This is a genomic window from Granulicatella balaenopterae (genome assembly GCF_900111135.1).
Lineage (GTDB): Bacteria > Bacillota > Bacilli > Lactobacillales > Aerococcaceae > Granulicatella > Granulicatella balaenopterae.
This window is the reverse complement of sequence record NZ_FOGF01000005.1, coordinates 1-23,969: the sequence shown is the minus strand read 5'-3', so window position 1 is coordinate 23,969 and position 23,969 is coordinate 1. Positions and strand designations below refer to the sequence as shown.

18 protein-coding genes and 1 pseudogene are annotated in these 23,969 nt (G+C 29.4%); 18 read left to right on the top strand and 1 reads right to left on the bottom strand.

Going from position 1 to position 23,969, the window contains the following annotated elements:
- Nucleotides 1–16 precede the first annotated feature (16 nt).
- The 9 genes from BMX09_RS01870 to BMX09_RS01830 all read left to right on the top strand — a co-directional run bounded on the left by BMX09_RS01870 (nucleotide 17) and on the right by BMX09_RS01830 (nucleotide 14,588).
- Nucleotides 17–1,042 carry a SepM family pheromone-processing serine protease gene (locus tag BMX09_RS01870; RefSeq protein WP_089746005.1) on the top strand — a complete coding sequence of 342 codons (1,026 nt, stop codon included), beginning with the start codon at nucleotides 17–19 and terminating at the stop codon, nucleotides 1,040–1,042.
- Between the two features lie 66 nt (nucleotides 1,043–1,108).
- The gene (locus BMX09_RS01865) at nucleotides 1,109–1,429 is read left to right on the top strand and encodes a putative heavy metal-binding protein (RefSeq protein ID WP_089746004.1); all 321 of its coding nucleotides are present in this window, start codon (nucleotides 1,109–1,111) and stop codon (nucleotides 1,427–1,429) included.
- A 330-nt stretch (nucleotides 1,430–1,759) separates the two neighbouring features.
- Nucleotides 1,760–2,431, top strand: a complete 672-nt coding sequence (locus BMX09_RS01860) for a response regulator transcription factor (protein WP_089746003.1) — start codon at nucleotides 1,760–1,762, stop codon at nucleotides 2,429–2,431.
- 315 nt (nucleotides 2,432–2,746) lie between these two features.
- On the top strand, nucleotides 2,747–4,465 hold the full coding sequence (locus tag BMX09_RS01855) for an isopeptide-forming domain-containing fimbrial protein (RefSeq protein ID WP_089746002.1): 1,719 nt from the start codon (nucleotides 2,747–2,749) through the stop codon (nucleotides 4,463–4,465).
- A gap of 93 nt (nucleotides 4,466–4,558) precedes the next feature.
- Nucleotides 4,559–5,431 carry a class C sortase gene (locus tag BMX09_RS01850; protein ID WP_089746001.1) on the top strand — a complete coding sequence of 291 codons (873 nt, stop codon included), beginning with the start codon at nucleotides 4,559–4,561 and terminating at the stop codon, nucleotides 5,429–5,431.
- Nucleotides 5,432–5,438: 7 nt separating this feature from the next.
- Nucleotides 5,439–6,296 (top strand): class C sortase, encoded by an 858-nt coding sequence (locus BMX09_RS01845; RefSeq protein WP_089746000.1) that lies wholly within the window; start codon nucleotides 5,439–5,441, stop codon nucleotides 6,294–6,296.
- 1 nt (nucleotide 6,297) lies between these two features.
- Complete coding sequence (locus BMX09_RS01840) at nucleotides 6,298–6,936, top strand: hypothetical protein (protein WP_089745999.1); 639 nt, start codon at nucleotides 6,298–6,300, stop codon at nucleotides 6,934–6,936.
- 41 nt (nucleotides 6,937–6,977) lie between these two features.
- Complete coding sequence (locus BMX09_RS01835; RefSeq protein WP_089745998.1) at nucleotides 6,978–10,004, top strand: DUF7604 domain-containing protein; 3,027 nt, start codon at nucleotides 6,978–6,980, stop codon at nucleotides 10,002–10,004.
- Nucleotides 10,005–10,310: 306 nt separating this feature from the next.
- Complete coding sequence (locus BMX09_RS01830) at nucleotides 10,311–14,588, top strand: MucBP domain-containing protein (RefSeq protein WP_089745997.1); 4,278 nt, start codon at nucleotides 10,311–10,313, stop codon at nucleotides 14,586–14,588.
- Between the two features lie 232 nt (nucleotides 14,589–14,820).
- On the opposite strand, the gene BMX09_RS01825 is transcribed toward BMX09_RS01830, so the two are convergent.
- A complete protein-coding gene (locus BMX09_RS01825; RefSeq protein ID WP_245711104.1) occupies nucleotides 14,821–15,678 on the bottom strand; it encodes a CPBP family intramembrane glutamic endopeptidase in 858 nt (285 codons plus the stop codon).
- Between the two features lie 261 nt (nucleotides 15,679–15,939).
- Here BMX09_RS01825 and BMX09_RS01820 point away from each other — a divergent pair, with 261 nt between their 5' ends.
- From BMX09_RS01820 to BMX09_RS01780, 9 genes and pseudogenes are all read left to right on the top strand, one after another.
- On the top strand, nucleotides 15,940–17,343 hold the full coding sequence (locus BMX09_RS01820; RefSeq protein ID WP_089745996.1) for a polysaccharide deacetylase family protein: 1,404 nt from the start codon (nucleotides 15,940–15,942) through the stop codon (nucleotides 17,341–17,343).
- 73 nt (nucleotides 17,344–17,416) lie between these two features.
- A complete protein-coding gene (locus tag BMX09_RS01815) occupies nucleotides 17,417–18,508 on the top strand; it encodes a sensor histidine kinase (protein ID WP_089745995.1) in 1,092 nt (363 codons plus the stop codon).
- A gap of 3 nt (nucleotides 18,509–18,511) precedes the next feature.
- Nucleotides 18,512–19,195 (top strand): response regulator transcription factor, encoded by a 684-nt coding sequence (locus tag BMX09_RS01810; protein WP_089746052.1) that lies wholly within the window; start codon nucleotides 18,512–18,514, stop codon nucleotides 19,193–19,195.
- 182 nt (nucleotides 19,196–19,377) lie between these two features.
- Entirely contained in the window at nucleotides 19,378–20,085 is a 708-nt protein-coding gene (locus BMX09_RS01805) for a CPBP family intramembrane glutamic endopeptidase (RefSeq protein WP_089745994.1), read from the top strand.
- Between the two features lie 44 nt (nucleotides 20,086–20,129).
- Nucleotides 20,130–20,843: a CPBP family intramembrane glutamic endopeptidase gene (locus BMX09_RS01800; protein WP_089745993.1), complete on the top strand. Its 714-nt coding sequence runs from the start codon at nucleotides 20,130–20,132 to the stop codon at nucleotides 20,841–20,843.
- Nucleotides 20,844–21,148: 305 nt separating this feature from the next.
- Nucleotides 21,149–21,832, top strand: coding sequence for a response regulator transcription factor (locus BMX09_RS01795; protein ID WP_089745992.1), 684 nt, complete (start codon nucleotides 21,149–21,151; stop codon nucleotides 21,830–21,832).
- Nucleotides 21,833–21,866: 34 nt separating this feature from the next.
- Nucleotides 21,867–22,907, top strand: a complete 1,041-nt coding sequence (locus tag BMX09_RS01790) for a sensor histidine kinase (protein ID WP_089745991.1) — start codon at nucleotides 21,867–21,869, stop codon at nucleotides 22,905–22,907.
- 169 nt (nucleotides 22,908–23,076) lie between these two features.
- Nucleotides 23,077–23,640: an alkyl hydroperoxide reductase subunit C gene (gene ahpC, locus BMX09_RS01785; RefSeq protein ID WP_089745990.1), complete on the top strand. Its 564-nt coding sequence runs from the start codon at nucleotides 23,077–23,079 to the stop codon at nucleotides 23,638–23,640.
- 11 nt (nucleotides 23,641–23,651) lie between these two features.
- Nucleotides 23,652–23,969, top strand: a pseudogene (locus tag BMX09_RS01780) (alkyl hydroperoxide reductase subunit F); the annotation flags it as partial.

Genomic DNA, 23,969 nt, shown 5'->3' with positions numbered 1-23,969 from the left:
ATGAGGTGAGTCAATTATGCCGCATAAAAAACTAAAAATAATCGTAATAACTATCTTAATCGCCATAGCAATCTCAGGAATTCCTTTGCCGTATATCTTAGTAAGTCCGGGATCAGCGGATAATGTGAGTGAATTAATGACGATTGAAGACCAAACATTAAATGATACAGTCGATGGAAGCTATCGCTATACGACCGTCTTACACCAAGATGCCTTTTTAGGTTCAGCTTTGTTCGCCTTATCACCACACCGAGAATTAGTACCAAAGAGTCAAATGTATCAAGACTACTCTAAAGAACAATATAATTTAATTCAAACAGCTTATATGAATAATGCGAAAAATGCAGCGATTGAAGTAGCCTTTCAAGCAGCTGACTATCCTTACAACGAAAAAACGTTGGCAATCTATGTTTTAAGCGTTGTAGAAGAATCTAACTTTTACCAACAAATCCAACCAGAAGATCAGATCGTGGCCATTAACGATACTAAAGTCACATCGACAGAAGAATTATTAGATATCGTGCAACAAGTACCAGAAGATGAAGCCGTTACGGTTACCGTCAAACGTCATGAAGAAGAATTAAGCTTCAGTGGGACACTAATGACAAATGAAGCTAGCGGTGAAAAAATATTAGGTGTAACACTCCTCCCGGAAATCGAAATAGAGTCAACACCAAAAGTTGAATTTGATGCAAATGGTATTACTGGTCCATCAGCTGGTTTGATGTTCAGCTTGTATTTGTATGATAGTATCTCGCCAATAGATGTAGCTAAAGGACGCAATATTGCCGGAACTGGTACAATTGAAAAGTCAGGAGCAGTCGGCCCAATCGGTGGTATCGATAAAAAAGTTGTGGCCGCTGATAAAGCAGGAGCGGAAATATTCTTCGCTCCAGATAACGAAAAAACAAAATATGATGGTGAAGATTTTAAGTCAAATTACCAAGTTGCTAAAGCGACCGCCGAACAATTAGGAACCGAGATGATGATTGTACCGGTTAAAACCTTCCAAGATGCCCTAGATTACTTAGAAAATAACTAATGCAAACCCTTCCGTTTGTGGTATAATTAACGTAATAAATACCAATCAATAAAAGGAGTGGGTTAGATGATTATTACAACAACGCCTTCCATTGAAGGTAAACAAATTCTTGAGTATAAAGGAATTGTCTTTGGAGAAGTTGTCTCAGGGATTAATATATTAAAAGATATTGGCGCAAGTTTCCGCAATGTTTTTGGCGGACGTTCACAAGGATATGAAGAAGAATTAATCAAAGCCAGAAAAGATGTTTTACGTGAATTAGAACAACGCGCTGTTGAAGCCGGCGCTAATGCAGTAGTCGGCATGAAGTTCGATTATGAAGTATTAGGTGCAGATGGTACAATGCTTTTAGTAACCGCTAGTGGTACAGCCGTCATTGTTAAATAATAAATACTATTGAAAAATCCTCTTAAAGTTAGCATGGTGCTAGCTTTAAGAGGATTTTTTTTAAATTAATAAATCTTTATTATTTTTGACCAAAAAGTACAAAATGATAACATTTTTTGAAAACTATGTATCCAACATGTATAATTAATGAGAAATATCAATGAATTATTAAAATGAAATTTGTATTTTTTGTACTAATTTAATACGAATTTAACATTGATATGATATCTTTTAATTAACATGGGATGAAAAAATGATTGGGTGATTTTGATTGGAGGATGAATAGAATTAATTAAAGTAAATTTAAGAAAATAAAAGGAGACTTGTAAAATGAGGTTATTGGTCATTGAAAACGACTTGGATTTACTACAAACAATAATTAAAGGAATAAAAAATAATGGACATTATGTAGAATATGTTACTGATGGTAAGAAAGCTATTAATTTAATCAGTACAGAAGTATATGATTTAATTATTTTAGATTTAGATTTACCAATAATATCTGGATTTGATATCCTAAATAAAATTATATCAAAAGATAAAAATGCAAAAGTATTAGTAATTATTAAAAATGAAGCAACTGAATTAAAAGTAAAATGTTTAGATTTAGGGGCAAGTGATTGTGTAGTAAAACCATTTTGTTTTAAAGAATTAGAAGCAAGAATACGAGCATTACTTCGAAGAAATGTTATTGTAACTCAACCTATGCTAGTATTTGGAGATTTAATGTTTAATACGGTAAAAAGAGAATTATATGTAAAAAAAGAACTTGTAATTTTAACTAAAAAAGAAACAGCTATTATTGAGTATTTATTATTAAATCAGGATAGAATAGTAAAAGTAGATGAGTTATTGATTCATGCTTGGAATTCATATGCCGATTATTTTGGTAATTCAGTACGAGTACATATTACCACCTTAAGAAAGAAAATAAAATTATTGTTAGGTTACAATCCGATACAGAATAAAGTAGGAGAAGGATACTATTTAGTTAAGAAATAATTTATAAAATTATAGAGAACGTAGGATTAGTTTGGGAACTAGTTCTACGTTTTTTTATTTTAATAACTAATAATCCGACATATAAAAATATTATTATTGATTATCTTCATCTTAAAATTGTTATCGTAGTTCAACAAGCAAAAGCTATTGTCTGTTATAAATCTTTAATTTGGTAAAAATATGAATAAAATATAAAAATTAACAACTATTTAACAATAAAATGATAGATTATCTATACAGATTAGATGGAATAAAGCGGTTTACATTTATTCTCTATCTCAAAAAAAATAATAAATTGAAAGGGGTTAAATCTCGATGGTAAAAAAGAAGATGGTAAGAAAACTAGTTAATGTAATACTTATGCTAGCGGTAATGGTAGGAATATGTTTTCCGAATTTAGCATTAGCAGTAGGAGGAATAATTCCTCAAAGTACAGATACTGGAGAAATTCATATTACAAATATCAATGGTGAAAATGCAAAGGTATCATTATACCAAATTGTTAAGGCAGAATATGGAAATAATGGCGGGCTTTTAAGATATTCATTAGTAGATACAATTCATGATGAAGATTTAAAGCAAATTAATATTGAAGAACCAACAACAAATCAAATTAATAAAGCAGCACAGCATTTGACTGAATTGAAAGAAATTTCAACTAGCGAAACGGTTTCGAATCAAGAATTTTCAAAAGCAGGTTTAGCTGCGGGGGCATATATTGCTATCATTACATCAGAAGATTATGTATATAACCCAATGTATTTAGCAGTTGGCTATGATGAAAATAATAAATTAACAGTAAAAGAATTGGATGCACAATCCAATTATCTATATGGTGACAGAGGTGTTGCAAAAGCAAAAAAACCAGGTGTTGTAAAACAAATTACAGATGGTACTGTTCTAGATGGTGAAAAAAATACGGTAGGAGTAGGTGATATTGTTGATTATAAAGTAACTCCAACAATTCCTAGTTACCCTAAAAATGCTATTAATAAAACATTTTTTATTTCAGATACAATGGATTCAGGACTAGAGTTTCTGCCAAGTCTTAAAGTAACAGTAGGAGAAGAAAAAGTAACGGTTGCTGTTGCAGATTCAGATACTGAAATACAAATTAATAATCAAACTGTTGCAAAAGTTAAAAAAGTTGGAAATGGATTTAATCTTAATTTTATTTATGACAAGGTAATTAATGAAAATGGTTCAGTAAAAGAGATTACAGTTGAATATAGTGCTCGCATTACAGAAAATGCAGTCGTTGGCTCAACAGGAAATAAAAATACTGTAGAATTTATTTATGCAAATGATCCAAATAAAGGAGCAACACATGATAGTACTGATAAACCGCAAGATGGTGCAGAAGGAAATAAAAAAACTACTGATGAAAAAATAGTATATACCTATCAAATTGCTTTCCACAAAATTGGAGAAGGTCAAGATAATGAAGCTTTAGCTGGAGCAATCTTTGGAGTTTATACAGATGAACAGTGTGAACATAAAATTGATCAAATTGTAACAAATGCTGAAGGCTATGGTGTTTCAAATAAAGTATCAAAAGGTAAATACTGGCTTAAAGAAATCCAAGCACCTAAAGGATATACGTTAAATACTAATATATATTCAGTTGAAGCAACATGGACTAGTGCGACAACAACAGCAACTACGACTGTTGATACAAGCGTATATACTACAACAGAATCTGAATCAACTGATAAAAAACAAGTTGGTTGGATTAAAGCTGGAAAATTTTATGCAATGGATGAATTTGAACAAGCAACAGAAAGTATCTTACCAGCATATCTAAAAGATGGTGGATCAACAACAACTACTACTCAGGTCACAAAAGAAAATCCATCAGAAGGTCATGGTACAACACTTATTTCTGAAAGTATTCCAAATACAAAAACAAGTAAACTGCCATCTACTGGTGGTATGGGAACATACGCCTTTACAATCTTTGGTGTAGCAGCAATTGCCTTAGCAGGAAATTTATATATGAAAAAGAAAAAGAGAAATAAAAATTTAAAGGCCTAGTCAAGTTAAAATTTAAAATAAGCATCAAATCCGCTTTGGAGATAGACAGGTCTCCTTAGCGGTTTTGTTGTCTGATGTATACAGGAGTTGAAAATGAAAGATAATAAATCACATGAATTTGAAACCTTAATAATTAGCATACTATTAATAGGTGGGATATTTATTCTCTTTTATCCTACAATTAGTCAGACTTGGAATAGCTATCGTGAAAGTAAATTAGCCCAAAATACTTCATTACTATATACAAAGCTATCTATTGGTGAAAAAGAATCAGATTTAAATAAAGCGACTAAATATAATCAAAGTTTAGTAGGAGGAATTGTACCGAATGTATTCGCGATTCGAGAAGGACAAAAAGATGAAACGTATGAATCGACACTTAATCCTAGTGGTAGTGGCATTATGGGGAGTATTAGTATTCCTAAAATTAATGTGGAAATACCAATCTATCATTATACATCAGAAGAAGTTCTAGAAAAGGGATGTGGACACATTTTTGGTAGTAGTTTACCTGTGGGGGGTGAGAATACGCATACTGTTTTGTCGGCGCATCGAGGATTACCTTCTGCTAAATTATTTACAGATTTAGATTTGATTAAGGAGTTGGACCATTTCTATATTAAAACGCTTGGTGAGACTTTAGCGTATCAAGTGGACCATATTGAAACAGTTGATCCTACTGATACAAAATCATTAGCTATTGAAGCTGGAAAAGATTATGCGACATTAGTGACATGTACTCCTTATGGTATTAATACTAAAAGATTATTAGTCCGTGGGCATCGTGTCCAATATAGTGAAAAAGTTGCTAAAAAAGAAACTAATAAAATTACTCCCAAATGGACAAGAATTCTTAGTCGGATTGTAAGTGTATTAATGGGACTATTATTAGCTTATATCATCAAAAAGATGGGTAAGCAATTTTCAAAAGAGAAACATAAAAAATCAAAGAGAAAGTATAGATGAGATAAAAATGAGTAAAAAAAAGAATAAAAAAAATCAAGAATCATATTTATCAATTGTTATGTTACTCTGGATTGGTTTTGGATTATTACTTTATCCATATGCAACTAATTTATGGAATGAGTATCTAAACAATCAATATGCCGATATCTATACGGTTAATTTAGTAAAACTAAGTGAACAACAAAAAGAAGAGATGTACGAAGAAGCATTGAAATATAACCAAGATCATAAACAAAATCAAGTTATTTATGAAGAAGATGCAATAATAAACTCAAAAGAGCATCAAAAATATAAAAGTCAATTAAATATGGGGAAAAATAATGGTGTGATGGGGACTGTGATTATTCCTAAGATTAAGCAAAAAATGATTATTTATCATGGATTTACAGATGAAACTTTAGAGCAAGGCTGTGGGCATATTGAAGGTACGTCATTACCAGTAGGTGGAAATAGTACTCATTCTGTCTATGTAGCGCACCGAGGATTACCAGATGCAAAGTTATTTACTGATTTGGATCAATTAGAAGAAGGAGATTTATTTTATTTTTATGTATTGGGTAATTATTTGGCTTATGAAGTAGATCAAATGAAAACAGTATTACCAAATGAGGTTAATAATATTCAGATTGAAGAAGGACAAGATTTAGCCACGTTAGTTACTTGTACTCCATACGCGGTTAATAGTCATCGTTTATTAGTAAGAGGACATCGAGTTACTTGCGATAAAGAGCAAATTGAAGAAGATAATAACCAAATTAAAAAAAGTTTAATAGAAAAAATGGTTTTAGCATGTGTAATATTTTTTGTAAATATTTTACTCTTTATAGCATTATTTATCCGAAATATTAAAAAAAGGAGAATCTAAGATGAGAAAGATAGTTAGCATATTAGGTGTAATAGTCTTATTTATAAATGGTATGGCATCTAAGGTGTTTGCGGATACAGCACCAAAAATGAATCAATATAGTAATTTAACGATTGATATGAGCGGTTTAGATGTAGAATCTGTTGGGAAAGTCGAATTATATCGTATTGCAAACATGGTGAAAAAAGACAATGAGAAAATTGATTTTGAAGCAATAGATGAATATAAAACTGTTTATAAAAATTTAGAGGAGTTAACAGCTACACAACAGCATGACTATGCCTTAGAAATAGCAAATAATAAAATAACTAATCCAATTAGCACATCAATTGAAGTAAATGATAAAGGAAAATATGTATTTTTGAATAAAAATTTAACTCCAGGAATCTATTTAGTAACTGTAAAAAATATGAAAAATTATACTATTGATCCTTTTTTAATCACATTACCTCAATATAATTATTCGACTGAAAAAGAAGAATCTTATTGGAATTACCAGGTTGTTTGTCATCCTAAGTTTGTAAGAAAATCACTATTACAACTCCCAAAAACTGGACTGCAAACAGAATATACTAGTCAAATAGGAGGAGTATTATTAATATTAATGTTTATTTCATTAGAAACTAGAAAAAAATATTAAGGTAATAGTCGTATAAAATTTGAAAGGGATGAAGTGTTAATATGAATAAAACAATTTATAAATGTAATAAAAAAGAAATAAATTGGTTTCTTATGATCATGACGTTTATTATACTGATTTTTAATTTAGATACGGCACCATTTAGCAAAGTTTATGGTACTCCTTTAGTAGATGATCTTCAAAAAGTAGAGATTAGTATGTTAGAAAAAGGAAATCAAGTTATTTTAATTGAAAAAAATAGTCAAATAACTGATAAAAAAGCATTAACTCATCAAAATCAAATAGAAACAATTGATTTAACACAAATTGATCAACGATTTTTATTTACATTTGAAGAAATAATAGATAACGATAGAGTGGTATTTTCACCAGAGGACTTCGAATTAACTAAAAACGATTTAGATAAATTTGACATCTATTTAATTCATAAAAGAGAAATAGGTAAGGATAAGCAGGGAGAAAATAATATTCCAAGATTAAGATCTAGAAATATACAACCAAACAATTACGTAAATTATTCTAGTATTAATTCAAATACAGAAGATTTTGTAAAAATTACAGTTGAAAAACAATGGCAAAATGGTTCGCCAGATATGGAAGGGATTGTTTTAGTATTAAAAAATCATGATTGGGAAGATATTCAAGTGCTTCATGGTGCTATAAATGAATCAACATGGACATCTACAATTCAAATTCCAAAAAAATATAATGATTCTAACCTACAAATTGAAGAATTAGCATCAAAAAAATGGGAGAATACAGAACTTAAAATTAGTAGAAAAAATGAATGGCAACCAGTAACAGAAATTAAAGAAAATCATCGATATGTTATAGGTACAAAAAATGGAAACTATTTTTATGCTTTAAATGGCGTAAAAACAGATATTGAAGAGGCTTCAGAATGGACTGCCTTATATCCAGATACAAATAAACAGTACTATTCATTATGTATGACTGATAGTAATAATCAATATTTGGGTAAGTTGGCATTCGTCAATCGATCACCAGTATATGAAGAAAATTATAATCAATATGAATATCGTTTTCAAATAGATAATAATTATTTAAAAGGCTGGAAATATATAAATAATAAGTGGCAAACAGAGCGTATTGATTACTATTATGGAGGAGAATCTTTTGGTTGGAATTTCTATGGATATGATTCTAACAGTAATAACTTACCAGAAAATAATCGTGCAGTACTTTATGAAAAAGTAGAACCAATTGATAAAATTACTATTACAAATCAAAAGAAACAAACGGAAGATGCAGTAGAAGAAAAATTTGAATACCATAAAACTATTGACGCATTTCGTGATAATGAAGAAAATCCAGATACTGATTTGGATAATAAAGCACTTGATAAAACTGATTTATATAGATTATATCTTACGGCAAAAGCACGCATTCAAGAACCTGTGCCAACTGATTTTTTATTTGTAGTGGACCAATCTTATAGTATGGCGAGTGATGATATTTTATTAGAAGGACAAAACAAGACCATTCCAAGAGACAGAGCTATATCAGATATTTTAAATGGTAGTGATGGTATTATTGCTCAGGCACTAAGCTTGCATCAAGAGAATAGCATTGCGGTAATAGGATTTGCAGGCGATGCTTTTTTAACAAATTATCAAGATTATACATATCATAAAGATGCTAATATCATTGTACCATGGACGCAACAGTTACCCATGACAGTAGATGTAAAGGCAAAATATCATCAAGGAACAAATTATGAAGCAGGATTAAAATTAGCTAATGAAATGTTTAATCAAAAAAATAATCATCATAAAAAGATAATGATTTTTTTAGGAGATGGAATACCAACCTTCTTTATTATTGATCAATATGACAAAGAGCATATAACAACAATTAAAAATAGTGGATATGGATATGGGTATAACTTTAAAGATAATTACTTAAAAAGATGGGGAACAGGTATTGACGATAAAACTAATTATCCATTTTGTATATTGGCATCTGAATGGGCTTTTAATGATTTTTTAGCCAATAATCCGAATGTAACAACATATACAATAGGGATATTGAAAGATGTCGATGAATCAAAAAGCATCTATAGTATTAATTCTGAAGTACTAGAATATTATGCTTATAAAGGAAGTGGACGATACTTTTCTGTTGGCGATAGAAAAAATATATATGACACATTTGATTCAATTATTAAAGCTGATGATTATACGCATCTTGTTATTACGGATCAATTAAGTGAATATGTTGATTTTCATGAGCAAAAAGATATTAAAATCACAAAAAAAATTAATGGAATAGAAACTATATTATATGAGAATGAACAATCAATTCAAGATGATAATGGTAATGACATTGTACAAAGTGTAGAAACGAATGGAAAGGAAATCATTGTTACATTTTCACCAATGATGAGAATGGAAAATGAAGCAGAATATAGTGTATCTTTTAATATTAAAACTACTCCATACGCTTATAAAGAATATGAAACGAATGGCTATGGAGATAGTAAAGGTGACTTAATGACTGACTATGGAACCAATAAGACAAGTTCAGATAAGGAAGGTTTCTATTCTAATGATATGGCAACTGTTTCTTATAAGCATAACGCAACTTCTAAGACCCATCAATATGATAAACCAGTAATTCAAGTTGATACAAATCAATTGGATAAAACTACAATAGAGGTTGTGAAAAGATGGATTGATGATGATATTAACCGCCCGAATGAAATCCAAGTTGATTTACAGATAAAAAAGGACCAGCAATGGGTTAGCCAAACAAAAAATATTTATCAAGAAAATATTGAAAATCCAGTTATTTTACATTCAGAAAATGATTGGCATTATATATGGAATAATGTACCAGCTGGAGAATATCGTGTTGTAGAACAAAATATTCCGGAAGGTTATGAGGTTAATATCAGCAATGAAAATGGGAATTTCATTATCACAAACATAAAAAAATTAGACTACGAATTACCGAATACTGGAAAATTTTTAGGAGAATATATTTATTGGGTATTAGGATCAGCAATGGTTTTTGTAGCAATAAGTTTATTAAAAAAGAGTAAGTAGTTAGTTTATTTTGGTTATTTTGATAATAAGAATAAGGCGATATATGCTTGTAGTCTAGTAAAAAGACTGTTATAGCATAAAAAAATAAAAATTTAACATGGATTTTATTTTAAAATGATAGACTAAAAAATATATGTAAAAGGATAAGATGTGTACTGATTTTGGATTATAACTAATTGTAATATATATGGAAAGTGAATTTCTAAAATATATTCTATAATGTCATTGTTTTTAATTTCAAAAAAATTGTTAGTGTATCTACTATTTGACAGTAAATCTAATTCTTAAAATTGAAAGGAGATTTTTATGTTAAAAAATAATAAAAAAGGGAATCAATTCTTAGTAATGATGTTAACCTTTAATGCTATAGCGCCAAATGCACCATTTGTTTATGCCGATACAGCAAATCCAAACATTCAATTATCGTTGAATAGTTTAGCACCAGAAATTCAAGCGGGTGAGAGTGCTGTTTATCAGATGGATTTTAAAGTATCTGGAGCGATGGAAGAGGTAAATGAACAACTGAATACAGCCGAAAAACGTGAAGTAGTTATTCAATTACCAAAAGATACAACATTTTATGAAATGCCAAGTGATTTTGAGAATGTAGCAATTACTAGCTTTGATAAAGATGGTAATTTAGTGAAAACAGTTCCGACTTATGATGCGAATCAACATCAATTAATATATGAATTTTCTAGCTTGCAAGCTGGAACAAGTTCAAGAGTCTTTTTAAAATTAAATACCAAAAACGGAATTACACCGAATAATACTCAAATGGCTTTATCAGCTAAGTTTGCTGCAGGTAAATTTGAAACAAATACAAATGCAAATGTAACTATTAACAGTCAAACAGAAATTACTGCAAGTAAAGCATTTGTAGGTATTCAAAATAAAGAAAATGCTGTATCAGCTATGCCAGGAGAAAATGTTATTTGGACGATAAAAGTAGCTGTCCCTAAAAAACAGGTAGGCCAACGAAATATTAAAGGCAATGTTACGGTAAGAGATGTGTTGCCTCAATATTTAGAATATAAAGGTTTAGTAAATCAAGAGCAATCAGATATTACGGTTAAAGAATCCAAAAGTAATAATGCTACCACATTAGATTTTACAATTCCGGTTAATGATGATAACGATGATGATAATAATTTATTCTATAAAGAAATTCAATTCTATACAAAAGTACCAGAGTGGTTGAGTCAAAATACAGATTATGAAAATACCGTAACAGCTAGTGTGGAAAATGAAGATAATCTAACAGTAGATGTAACTTCTAATAAAGCAATGGTTCCAGTAGTAATAAATGGTAATCCAGTCAAACCTACATATGGGAATTATTTATATCCGGCTAATAGAGGACCAAAAGACGGCAAAGGAGATTATGCTTCTGAACAGATTCCAAATCCAAATCCACAAGTAGATGATATGGCGATGCTAGCTTTTGATACGCAATATCATATTGTACCAGGAAGAAAATGGCAAATAGGCTATTCAATGTATACATCAGGAAATGATGAAGTTCTAGAAATCACACCAAGTAATAAAAGATATAATATTGATGATATTCTTCGTAATGGATATAAAAAGTTAGAATTAATTCAAAATGTGGATTCAAAATTCAATTTTGAATATGCTTTTATTCGTAATCCATTTGAGAGATATCATATTAATATAGATGAAGCAGCCTTAAAAACAAAGGTAAAAGTAACATTTGTTGCCACACTTGATGATAATTCTACTCGTGAAAAAATATTATCTGATATACCATTTTGGAGGGATTACGCTCCAGATGAAAAATACTGGTTATTAGAAGTTGGGGATTTAGGCTTAACGGAAGATAATCATATTAAAACTTATAAAATAGTTGTTGAACCATTAGAACCTAATGGTGTTATTGATGGTAGAGTAGGTTTAAATCTACAGTCACGATACACTATTGTACCTGGATCAACAGGAACTGGACAAGTTGAAACAGAATATCATTTAGTCTTACATGATGGCACAAAAGTTATTCGTAAAGCTAATCCGGCTTTAGGAACTAGCTCTTTAATTGGTCCAAGACAAGCAACTATTGTACAAAAAGAAGCATATGCCCCAATTGTAGATGTTCAAACACAGTTCACCCATGTAGATGGGAACCGTGTTAAAGTAGGAGATAATAAAGTTAAATTGACTATTAAAAATACTACAAGTTCTACTGGAAAAATACCTGAAAATATTAAAGGTTATATTACTTTACCAAAAGGTGTAACTATAAAAGAAAATGAAGCAGGAATTTTTAATTTAATTAATCATTTCGGAAGTAGTACAACTCCTCAAAAAAATGGCCGCTATTCTACAAGTTTTAATGATAATGGCCAACAAGTAATTGAAGTTATATGGAATCAAAAAAGTTTAAATCCACAAAAAGATTTAGAATTTGAAATTCCCGTAGCAATATCGAACAGTGCAGCAGTCAATCTACAGCTACAGGCAAGAATGGAATCTGGAACAGAACAATATGGTACAGGTTCAAATATTACAAATGAAAAAGATTATGTTTTAGTATCTAAAAAAGACTTACAAACCATTAAATTGGTAAAAGGAGAATTAGATAAAGGATACAGTCACTTAGCTAAAACCTCACTAGGTGGCGATATTAATTATCAAATTACTTTAACTAATACAACAGGTAATGATATTACTAAATTAGGTTTTATTGATATTTTACCGTCAGTTGATGACAAGACTGTTTTAGATAATGTCGCTCGTGGAAGTCACTTTACTCCAACATTACAAGGAGCTATTATAGTACCAGAAAAATGGGCGGATAAAGTTGAAATCTTCTACAGTACAGAAACAAATCCAAGTCGTGAAACAGTTTTAACTAAAGTAGACTATCCAACAGGGGTAGATGAGATTGCTAATGCATCAACTACTGATCCAGCATGGAAAACAAAAGCTGAAGTAACAGATTGGTCAAGTATTCATAGCTTCAAAATTGAATTAAAACCAGGAACAGTGATGATTCCAGGACAAGATATTACATTAGAATTTAAAATGAAAGCACCCGAAGAATTATCTGAAGAATTATTAGATGTAAATACAGAAGGTAAGGATCGAGCAGCATGGAATTCATTTGCTGTAACTATAAATGGATTATTACCAACAGAACCACAGCGTGTTGGAGTATATGTTGAAGCATCTGGCAGTGTAACAGCTGAATACTATATCGAAGGAACAGATACAAAATTACCAGGAGAAAATGGTGAAACAATTAAAGTTGTAAAACCAGAAGGAACACCAGCAGGCGAAGCGTATGAAGATCAAGCGCCAGCTAAATTAACAGATGCAGATGGTAAAACATATGTTTTAGTTGAAGCAGAAGGCAAGCCAACATTGAAAGACGGTTCAGCAGCAACAACTGGTACAGTTGCCAAAGAAGAACAAGTTATTAAATACCAATATAAAGAAGTATTAGGTGATGTAGTCGTAAACTATGTGGATGAAGAAGGAAATGTTATTAAAACACCAGTAACAGACACACCAGAAACATCAACAGGAACAGATTACGACACAACTGACAACAAACCAAAAACTATCACAAAAGATGGTAAAACTTATGAATTAGTGCCAGAGAAAACAAAAGGTACTGAACAAGGAAAAGTAGTTGAAGGAACAACAGAAGTCACATACGTTTATAAAGAAGTAGTCGGCAGTATAACCGCTGAATACTATATCGAAGGAACTGATACAAAATTACCAGGAGAAAATGGTGAAACAATTAAAGTTGTAAAACCAGAAGGAACACCAGCAGGCGAAGCGTATGAAGATCAAGCGCCAGCTAAATTAACAGATGCAGATGGTAAAACATATGTTTTAGTTGAAGCAGAAGGTGAACCAACACTGAAAGACGGTTCAGCAGCAACAACTGGTACAGTTGCCAAAGAAGAACAAGTTATTAAATACCAATATAAAGAAGTATTAGGTGATGTAGTTGTTCATTATGTAGATGAAGAAGGCAACACAATTAAAGTTGACGTAACAGATACAGAACTATCATCAACAGGAACAGATTACGATACAACCGACAACAAACCAAAAACTATCATAAAAGATGGTAAAACTTATGAGTTAGTACCAGAGAAAACAAAAGGTACTGAACAAGGTAAAGTTGTTGAAGGCACAACCGAAGTAACATATGTTTATAAAGAAGTAAAAACACCAGTAGTACCAGAAGAGAAAACAGGAAAAGTAATCGTTCATTATGTAGATGAAGACGGCAATGTTATTAAAACACCAGTAACAGATACACCAGAAACATCAACAGGAACAGATTATGACACAACCGACAACAAACTAACAACTATCACAAAAGATGGTAAAACATATGAATTAGTGCCAGAGAAAACAAAAGGTACTGAAAAAGGAACAATAGTTGAAGGAACAACAGAAGTCACATACGTTTATAAAGAAGTAAAAACACTAGTAAAATCACTGTTACCAAAAACGGGTACAACCAAAGTAACTATTTTTTCAGAAATTGCAAGTTTATTTATCGGATTAGGTATAGTTACAATATTTAGACGTAAAAAACAGTAGAAGTACTTTTATAAACTCATAATTTATGGTTCTATAATTTATAAGGTTAATAATTTTATTTATCATCCCTTGTTTATAAAATAGAAGCGAAATTTTTAAAAGAATTATTAACACCACTCCTAAATTTGAGCTTTTTGTGTAGTTTATTAAATTAAAAAAGAATAGTAAAAAAGCACTTGATATCAATTATTATCAAGTGCTTTTATTTATATCACTATGGTTTGTTAATCTATTAATAAATCTTTTTCTGATTATTTTTTAGCACATATAATAGAATACAACAGAAAGTCATAACAATCGAAGATAAAATAGTTCCTTCTAAACCAAATTCTACATTATAAGCAAAGCTATTATGAACTGAATTAGTATCTAATGAAAAAACAGTATATGGGAAGCTAGTTCCACTATTTGGTAATCCTAGTAAAATACTTTGAGTGAAATTCCATGTTGTATGAATTGCCATCGCCATCCATAAACTATCAAAATAAAAAACAATCAATGAAAAGAATACACCTGTAATAAATAGATCATAAAATGCTAAAAATGAAATACCATCATTAGATAAATGAAGGACACCAAAAAAAGCGGCATTGATGACGACAGCGTACAATGGTTTGAAATTTGCATGCAATAATCGCTGATACATAAAACCTCTACAAAGAACTTCTTCTGCTGATGATTGAATAAATACTGCAAAGAATAAAACTAAAACCGGTAAAATTTCAAAATGGGTAAATTTTAGTGCTATGTCTCCATGAGTATAGGCTACAAAGGCACTAAAAATATTTAATAAAAACCCAATAATGAATCCCATTAATAAAAATTTAACAGTATTTCCTTCTTTATTCATAAGAATAGACTCTTTAATGTAGTGATTCTTTTTGAAAACAGTAACTGCCAATATAACTGATATCCACATTGTAATAAAACTAAAGTATGCTATGAAAGTGTACAAAAATTGATTACTTTCAGCTACTTTAGGGATAATAAAAAGTCCAATGACATCACCTGCAATCATTACTAAAAAACTGACTAGTAAAATCCATATAAGATTATCATATAATTTTTCTGAATTAATGAACTTTTTCAATATAATTCCTCCTCTTTTTATGAAATAAATTTTAATTTAATAGTATTTTATCACTTTAAGCATTAAATTAACATTAAGCTAAAATAGTTTTTTGATATATTGATTGAGTTTGCTAACTGTTAAGAAAATTTCAGATTTTAGTTTTGTATATAGTTGATTAGGTCATTTGGAATAGACTTCCTTAACACCAATTTAACATCATTTGTAATATACTGTAATTATTGAAATGAAATTGAAACATTTATAGGAAGTGGTGTAGTGATGAGAAAAAATAAATCTCAAAAAAGATTAGTCTATCTAGTTGCTAGCATCTTATTATGTATGACTTTAATAGCTGCTAGTGTAATCGTTAAAAATAATATTGATAGAAAAAATCAACAAATTAAATTGAATGAACTGGTAACAAATGAAGAAAATGATGTGAAATTATCCTTCCCAAATAGTCAAAAGCAAGAATCAACTATTGGCACAAACAAGGTAATTGTCTTTCTTCCAGATTCACCAGATAATGTGATTACTAAAAAAATCGTAACTAATGAAGAAATAGTAAAACAACAATTAAACAATACAAAAGATGCAGTAGTTATTCTAAAAGCCAAAAAAAATCAAGTAGATGAGCAAATTGATGCTGTAGAAGTAATGGCTGATTATTATAGCTTTGTTGATAAAGAATATACAAAAAAAGATAGCCAAACAATAAACCAATTTTATGTTAATCATCAAGAACAAAAAATCCTTACATTAAAAGATATTTTTCCTAATGAAGAAGCAGTTAAAAAGTTAATGATAAATGAAGTTGAACAAACAATAGATAATCAGGAACAAAAAGATAAGCTGGTAGAATTTTTAACAGCAACTAATATTAATGATTTGGATTATCATATAACAACAGATAAAATAGAGATTCATATGATAGATGATAAGAAGGAAACTCTTACTATTCCAATACCATTAGATAATTTAATGCCTTTAATCAATCCTAAATTTGCACAAGGAGTTTTTTTAACAAGCTATACAAATTATCAAGATAAATTAGTAAAACAAAAAAATCGTAAAATGATTGCACTAACTTTTGATGATGGTCCAAATGCAAAAACAACTCCACAGGCTTTAGACATCTTAAAAAAATTCCATGCTAAAGCTACTTTCTTTATTTTAGGGAAAAATGTAGCTGGAAATGAGGAACTTTTAAAACGCATGGTAGAAGAAGGTCATCAATTAGGAAACCATTCCTACTCACATCCAGAATTAACTAAGATTACAGATGATGAATTATATAAACAAATTTACGATACACAAGCAATTATTAAAGCAGCTAGTGGAGGCGTGGAACCTCATGTGTTAAGACCTCCGTACGGTTCATATAATCATCAAGTAGCATCTATTGCTAAGATTCCAGCAATTAATTGGTCGATTGATACATTGGATTGGCAGAGTCATGATCCTATTAAAATTAATGAAATAATTAAAAAACAAGCATATAGTGGTGCGATAGTCTTAATGCATGATGTTCATCAAACGACAATTAATTCGTTAAATAATATGCTAGAATTTTTAAGCAAAGAAGGGTATGAATTTGTGACAATTGATGAATTAATGCAAGGACAAACATTAGATCCAATGACTTTATATTTTGATAGAACAGATGCTAAATCTTATCAATAAGCTATTTTTATAACATTTTTATCAAAAAAAGATATAATATAGTTAATGTAAGAGAAAAAGCGAGGGATGTTCGATGTTAAAAAAATATGGATTAAGGATACAATTAACAGTTTATGCAGCAGTGTTATTAGTAACTAGTAATTTATTATTACTGGCATTACTATATTATAATTTTTATGTTTCATTATTTGGTTTTGATATAAGGATTAATGGTGAAGTAGTTAATTATTATAATATTGATGGTTTTGAGAGTCGTTTATTTTATTTAGGAATTATCATCATGCTTATCACAACAGTAACTGGTACGATTAAAACATATTTTATATTAGGAAAACTATTAAATCCATTACAAGAATTATCACATCATATGGAAAGAGTTGATCAAGAAAATTTAGTCCAACAAATTGAAATAAATTCCAATGTAAAAGAATTTGATAGTTTAATTTGTTCTTTTAATTCAATGATGGCTAAAATCAAAGAGGCTTTTGATGTACAAAAACAATTTTCTGCTTATATTGCACATGAATTGCGTACGCCATTAGCAGTAATACAAACAAAAATGGATATTTATCAAAAAGAACAAAATTTGAAAGAATGTGATAAATTAATTATCCCAATTGAACAACAAATCAATAAATTAAACCAATTAGTTAATAAAATATTAGAATTATCAGAAATTCAACAATCAACATTAAAAGAATTAATCCCAATCGATCTTTTATTAGAAGAGATAATAGAAGATTTAGAACAAAAAGCACATTCAAAAAATATTACTCTTCAATTAAATATTGCTGATGATCATCAATTGGAGCAACATTTTGAAGTGATTGGTGACCATACTCTATTGTATCAAGCTTTATTTAATATTGTTGAAAATGGTATTAAATACAGTTATGAAGGAGGAGTCGTACACATTTATTTAACAAAACAAAAGGGTTCTATAAAAATAATGATTAGCGATACTGGTTGTGGGATTAAAAAGGAAGATTGTGCTAAAATTTTCCAAGCTTTTTATCGAGGTGAAAATAAATTAACACAAACGAATAAAGGGTATGGAATCGGCTTAGCTTTTTCAAAAAAAGTAATTGAGCATCATCGAGGTGATATACAAATAAAAAGTCAAGAGTCTGGAAGTACATTTGAAATAGTTTTAAAAGAGGTGTAGATGATGAGGATATTAGTAATAGAAGATGAATTAGAGTTATTACAATCAATTGGTAAAGGGTTAGAATTAGGTGGTTATTATGTCGATTTAGCTGACTCTGGTGAGAAAGGTCTAGAATTATTTGATACGGAAAGTTATGACGTGATCATTTTAGATTTGAATTTACCCAAAATATCTGGATTTGACGTATTACAAACGATTATGGAGAAAGATAATAATGCTAAAGTCTTGATTTTGACAGCTAATTCAAGTGTTGATATTAAAATTAAAGGGTTAGACTTAGGAGCAAGTGATTATATTGTCAAACCGTTTCACTTTAAAGAGTTAGAAGCTAGAATTCGCGTTCTTTTAAGACGAAACTTTTTAATTAATACACCAATTCTTACTTGTGGAGATTTATCTTTTAATACCGTTAAACGAGAACTATATGCAGCTGATGAATTAGTTACATTAACAAAAAAAGAAACAGCTATTATAGAATATTTATTATTAAATCAAGAAAGAATGGTCACAGCAGAAGACTTATTAGCTCATGCTTGGGATGCAGACGTGGATTATTTTAGTAATTCAGTTCGTGTACATTTAACAACTTTACGCAAAAAAATTAAGACAGTCTTAGGTTATAATCCAATTGCTAATAAAATTGGAGAAGGCTATTACTTACTAACTCATTCAGAAAATAAATAGTCTATATGCGCTTTGTTAATCATTATAACAAGGCGTTTTTTTGTGAAACAAGACAAGAATTCAACTAACAATACGGTGAAACAACTTCACAAAGTCTTTTGAACAGAATTAGCTTAATCTCAAATTAACAACCTCTTTGCTATACTATAAAAATAGTAATGAATATAAAGGAGGGTGTATAAATGACTGAACAAAAAATGAAATACTTAAAATCTTTTGATATTGTCTTCATTACATTAATTATGTTTGGCGTTGCAATAAAAGGTTCTACTATTGGGTATTTAGATTTGATAAATGGAGTAGCAAATATTGATGAAAATTTAACTTTTTCATCTATGGATGATTGGATAACAATTGGGACAGAATTAGTTGAGTTGGCAATTGTATTCGGCTATTTATACTTTAGAAAGTTTGATTTTTCAGTTTGGAAATTCAAGTTTAATTGGCAATCGGTTGCTAAAGGTTTATTGATATATATTTTAGCATCGTTATTGATGGATATATCTTCTATTATTTTTGGCTTTAATACATTTCCATTAACTTTTACGGGTGAATTTAATATGATTCGTGATTTACTTAGTCAAATTCATTTCACGACAATTCCCTTTTCTTTTTTGAATGGTTTTTTTGAGGAAATTTTCTTTTTAGGGATTTGTTTAAGTGTAAAAGAAGAACATATTCATAAGGCATTGATTTATTCTTTATTAGTTCGAATTTCTTTCCACACATATCAAGGTATTGCCTCAGCCTCAACAATAGGCATTGGTATTGGACTATTATTTTATGTGGCATACCGAAAATATTCTAAAGATAATTTGACACCAATTATTGTGGCTCATATTTTATCAGATATTTTTGGAGCAGGATTATTAGGGTTTATTTTATATTAAGAGTAAGCAATGCTGATGATTGAAAAATGTAAGGAAGTGATCAATTGGAAAATAAAAAGGAAGTAGCTATCGCATTAGGGTATACTGCTTTGATGGCAATTGGGATGTATGTTGCTTATCATGTTTTTGGATATAAATATGAAGATAAGGGAATTGTAAATGTGTTAATATATTTTGAGATGATAATGTCTATCTATGCTCTGACTATTTATCTTAAAAAATATAGAGGAAGTTCTTTCAAAAAGATAGAGATTTTCCCGATTTTTATCATATATAGTGTATTAATTATTTTGAATACAGTATTATTTATTTTTCATAAGGCCTATTTAGCTTATGGGGATACTTTAGTTACGATGTTTATTACAACAATTTTGATAGGATTTTCTGAAGAATTAATCTATCGAGGAATTGTTTTATCGGGTTTATTAAAGAATCATTCAAAAATAAAAGCTATTGTTTATAGTGCAATACTATTTTCATTATTGCATGCTGTGAATATTTTTGCCGCATTCCCACTATCTTCAGTCGCTTTTCAAATGGTTAATACATTTATACATGGTGTAGTAGCTGCTTATTTTGCGATAAAATTAAAAAACATTGGACCATTAATTGTTTATCATTGTCTATGGGATTTAATGATGCTTTCGCCGGTATTTGTAGCAAAAAATGTATATATCGTATTGCCGGTATTAATTTTTGAATTTGTAATTTTTATAGCAATTTTATGGAAATTTGGTATTCAAAAAAAGATAGCTTAACAAGGATTTAATGTTTTGGTTGTTATAATTAATTCAAGTCATCAAAGACAATTTGAAAAAGGTTTGCCCCCTGCATCCTACTCAAATTGTCTTTTTTTAAAGTATAATTGCATAATAGGGAGGAAAAATGGAATCAATAAAAATTCTAAAAATTAAGTATAAAAAAAGCAAATTAATTGATAATTGAAGAATAAAAAATATAAAATAATTTATAGAATTTTAATTAAAACAACGGCAGAAATCTTGTTGTTTTAACTGTTGACTAGTTAGTAAATTTATATTTTTGAATTAGTGAGGTATAGATAATGAGAATATTAGTGATTGAAGATGAAGTTAAGTTATTACGTTCGATTGGAAAAGGCTTAAAGTCAGTAGGATATTATGTTGATTTAGCTGACTCTGGGGAAAAAGGTTTAGAACTTTTTGAGGTAGAAGAATATGATTTAATTATTTTAGATTTAAATTTACCTAGTATGTCAGGTTTTGAAGTTTTAAAAACAATTATTTGCAATGATGAACATGCAAAAGTACTTATATTAACAGCTATTTCATGTATTGAATCTAAAATACAAGGCTTGGATTTGGGAGCAAGTGATTATTTGGTTAAGCCATTTCATTTTAAAGAATTGGAAGCACGTATCAGAGTATTATTACGAAATAATTCCTTAGGTAATAAGCCTATACTTACTTACGGAGATTTATCGTTTAATACAATAAAAAGAGAATTGTATGCTAGAGAACAAAAGGTGATTTTAACTAGAAAAGAAACAGCAATTATTGAATATTTATTTTTAAATCAAGAACGTATGGTAACGACAGAAGATTTATTAGCACATGCCTGGGATTCTAGAGTAGATTATTTTAGCAATTCTGTTCGTGTACATTTAACGACTTTACGCAAAAAAATAAAAAATGTATTGGGATATAATCCAATTGCAAATAAAATTGGTGAAGGATACTACTTATTACATAGTGAAGATGATGAATAAATCACTTAAATAGAAATAAAGGAGTAAAAAAGAAATGTTTAAAAAATATGGCATAAAGATACAATTAACAATTTATACTGCAATACTTTTACTTACCAGTAATATCTTATTATTAGTAAGTTTTTATTTTTTTATAAATAATTTCGATCAATTTCAATTTATAAATATGAATTCATTTATTTTTCAAAGTATCGGTATTTTACTAGTAGAAAGTCTGATTAGTATTTGGATTACTTATGTTGTATTAAGCGATTTATTTATTTGTTTAAACTCATTATCTAGTCATATGAATAAAGTTAATAAACAAAATATTGTGCAAAAAATTGAAATTAATTCAAAAATCAGAGAAGTAGAAAGTTTGATCAATTCTTTTAATTCTATGATGAATAAAATAGAAGAGGCTTTTAATACACAAAAAAATTTTTCGAATTATATTGCTCATGAACTGAGAACACCATTAGCAGCCATCCAAATGGACATAGGTGTTTATAAACATCAACAAAAAACTCCGCTACCAATAATTGATGATATTGAATTCCAGATAGATAAAATGACTAATTTAGTTAATAAAATTTTAGAATTAACTAAAATTCAACAAACAAAGCTATATGATATTGTTTTATTGGACTTATTATTTGAAGAATTATTTGATGATTTAGAGAGAACAATCAAAAAAAAGAAAATCCTATTTGATATTCAATATGAAAATTATCATAATAAGCATAATTTAAAAGTATTAGGCGATCATACATTGTTATACCAAGCATTCCTTAATATGTTGGAAAATAGTATTAAATACAATCAAGAATCTGGAAAGATATTTATTTATATTTCTGACAAAAACAATTTAATAAAAATCAAAATAAAAGATAGTGGCTATGGAATAAAAAAAGAAGATAGTGATTGGATATTTGAACCTTTTTATAGAGAAAAGCATATAGGAACAAGTAAAAAAGGTTATGGAATTGGCTTAGCGATTACTAAAAAAGTAATCGAACATCATGGTGGAAATATTTATTGTAATCCACAAGAAAAGGGGAGTGAATTTGATATTTTCTTACCAAAATATTCGTAAGCTAAGAAAATAGATAGTAATTAGATTTTTAACATAAAATTTGAACAAAAAAATAGACATGCCTTTTTTTTAACAAGAATTTAACAAGTTGGGCGATATAATAACATAAAATTCAGATAAAGGGGGGACAATCGTAATTTAAAAATTTAAAAATATTATTGGAGGGAATATTATGTTAATCGGAACAACAATTGGAAATTTCAATGCAAAAGCTTATAAACAAGGTGAATTTATAGATATCTCAAATGAAGATTTCAAAGGGAAATGGAGCGTAATTTGTTTTTATCCAGCAGATTTTTCACCAGTTTGCAATAGTGAGTTAATTGATTTACAAGACCAATATGAAGAATTGAAAGGTTTAGATGTAGAAGTTTACTCATGTTCAACAGATACACACTATTGTCATAAAGCATGGCATGAAAATGATGAAGAAATTTCACAAATTAAATATGTTATGATTGGTGACCCAGCTCATCAATTGGCACGTGTATTTGATGTATTGAATGAAGAATTTGGATATGCACACCGCGGAACATTTATTATCGATCCAGATGGTGTTATCCAAACAATGGAAGTTAATGCAAAAGGTATCGGACGTGATGCAAGTGTATTAGTTGATAAGATAAAAGCAGCTCAATTTATTCGTACACATCCAGGTGAAGTCTGTCCAGCTAAATGGAAAGAGTTACAAGAAAGCATCAAAACTTCAATTGATTTAGTTGGAAAAATTTAAGGAGTATCGAAATGTTAGATAATGAGACAAAACAACAATTGCAACAATATCTAGAATTACTAGAAGCGCCAATTATTTTAGCTACTAGCTTATCTAAAGATGAATCATCACAAAAAATGCGTACCTTTTTAAATGAAGTAATTGAGTTATCAGATAAAGTAACTTTAGAAGAAGAATCCCTACAATATACACCAAGTTTTGAAATTAGACAAACAAGTTCTTCAAGTGGTGTTGTTTTCGCTGGAATTCCTTTAGGTCATGAATTTTCTTCATTTGTATTAGCACTATTACAAGTTAGTGGACGCGCTCCAAAAATCGATGAGGCATTA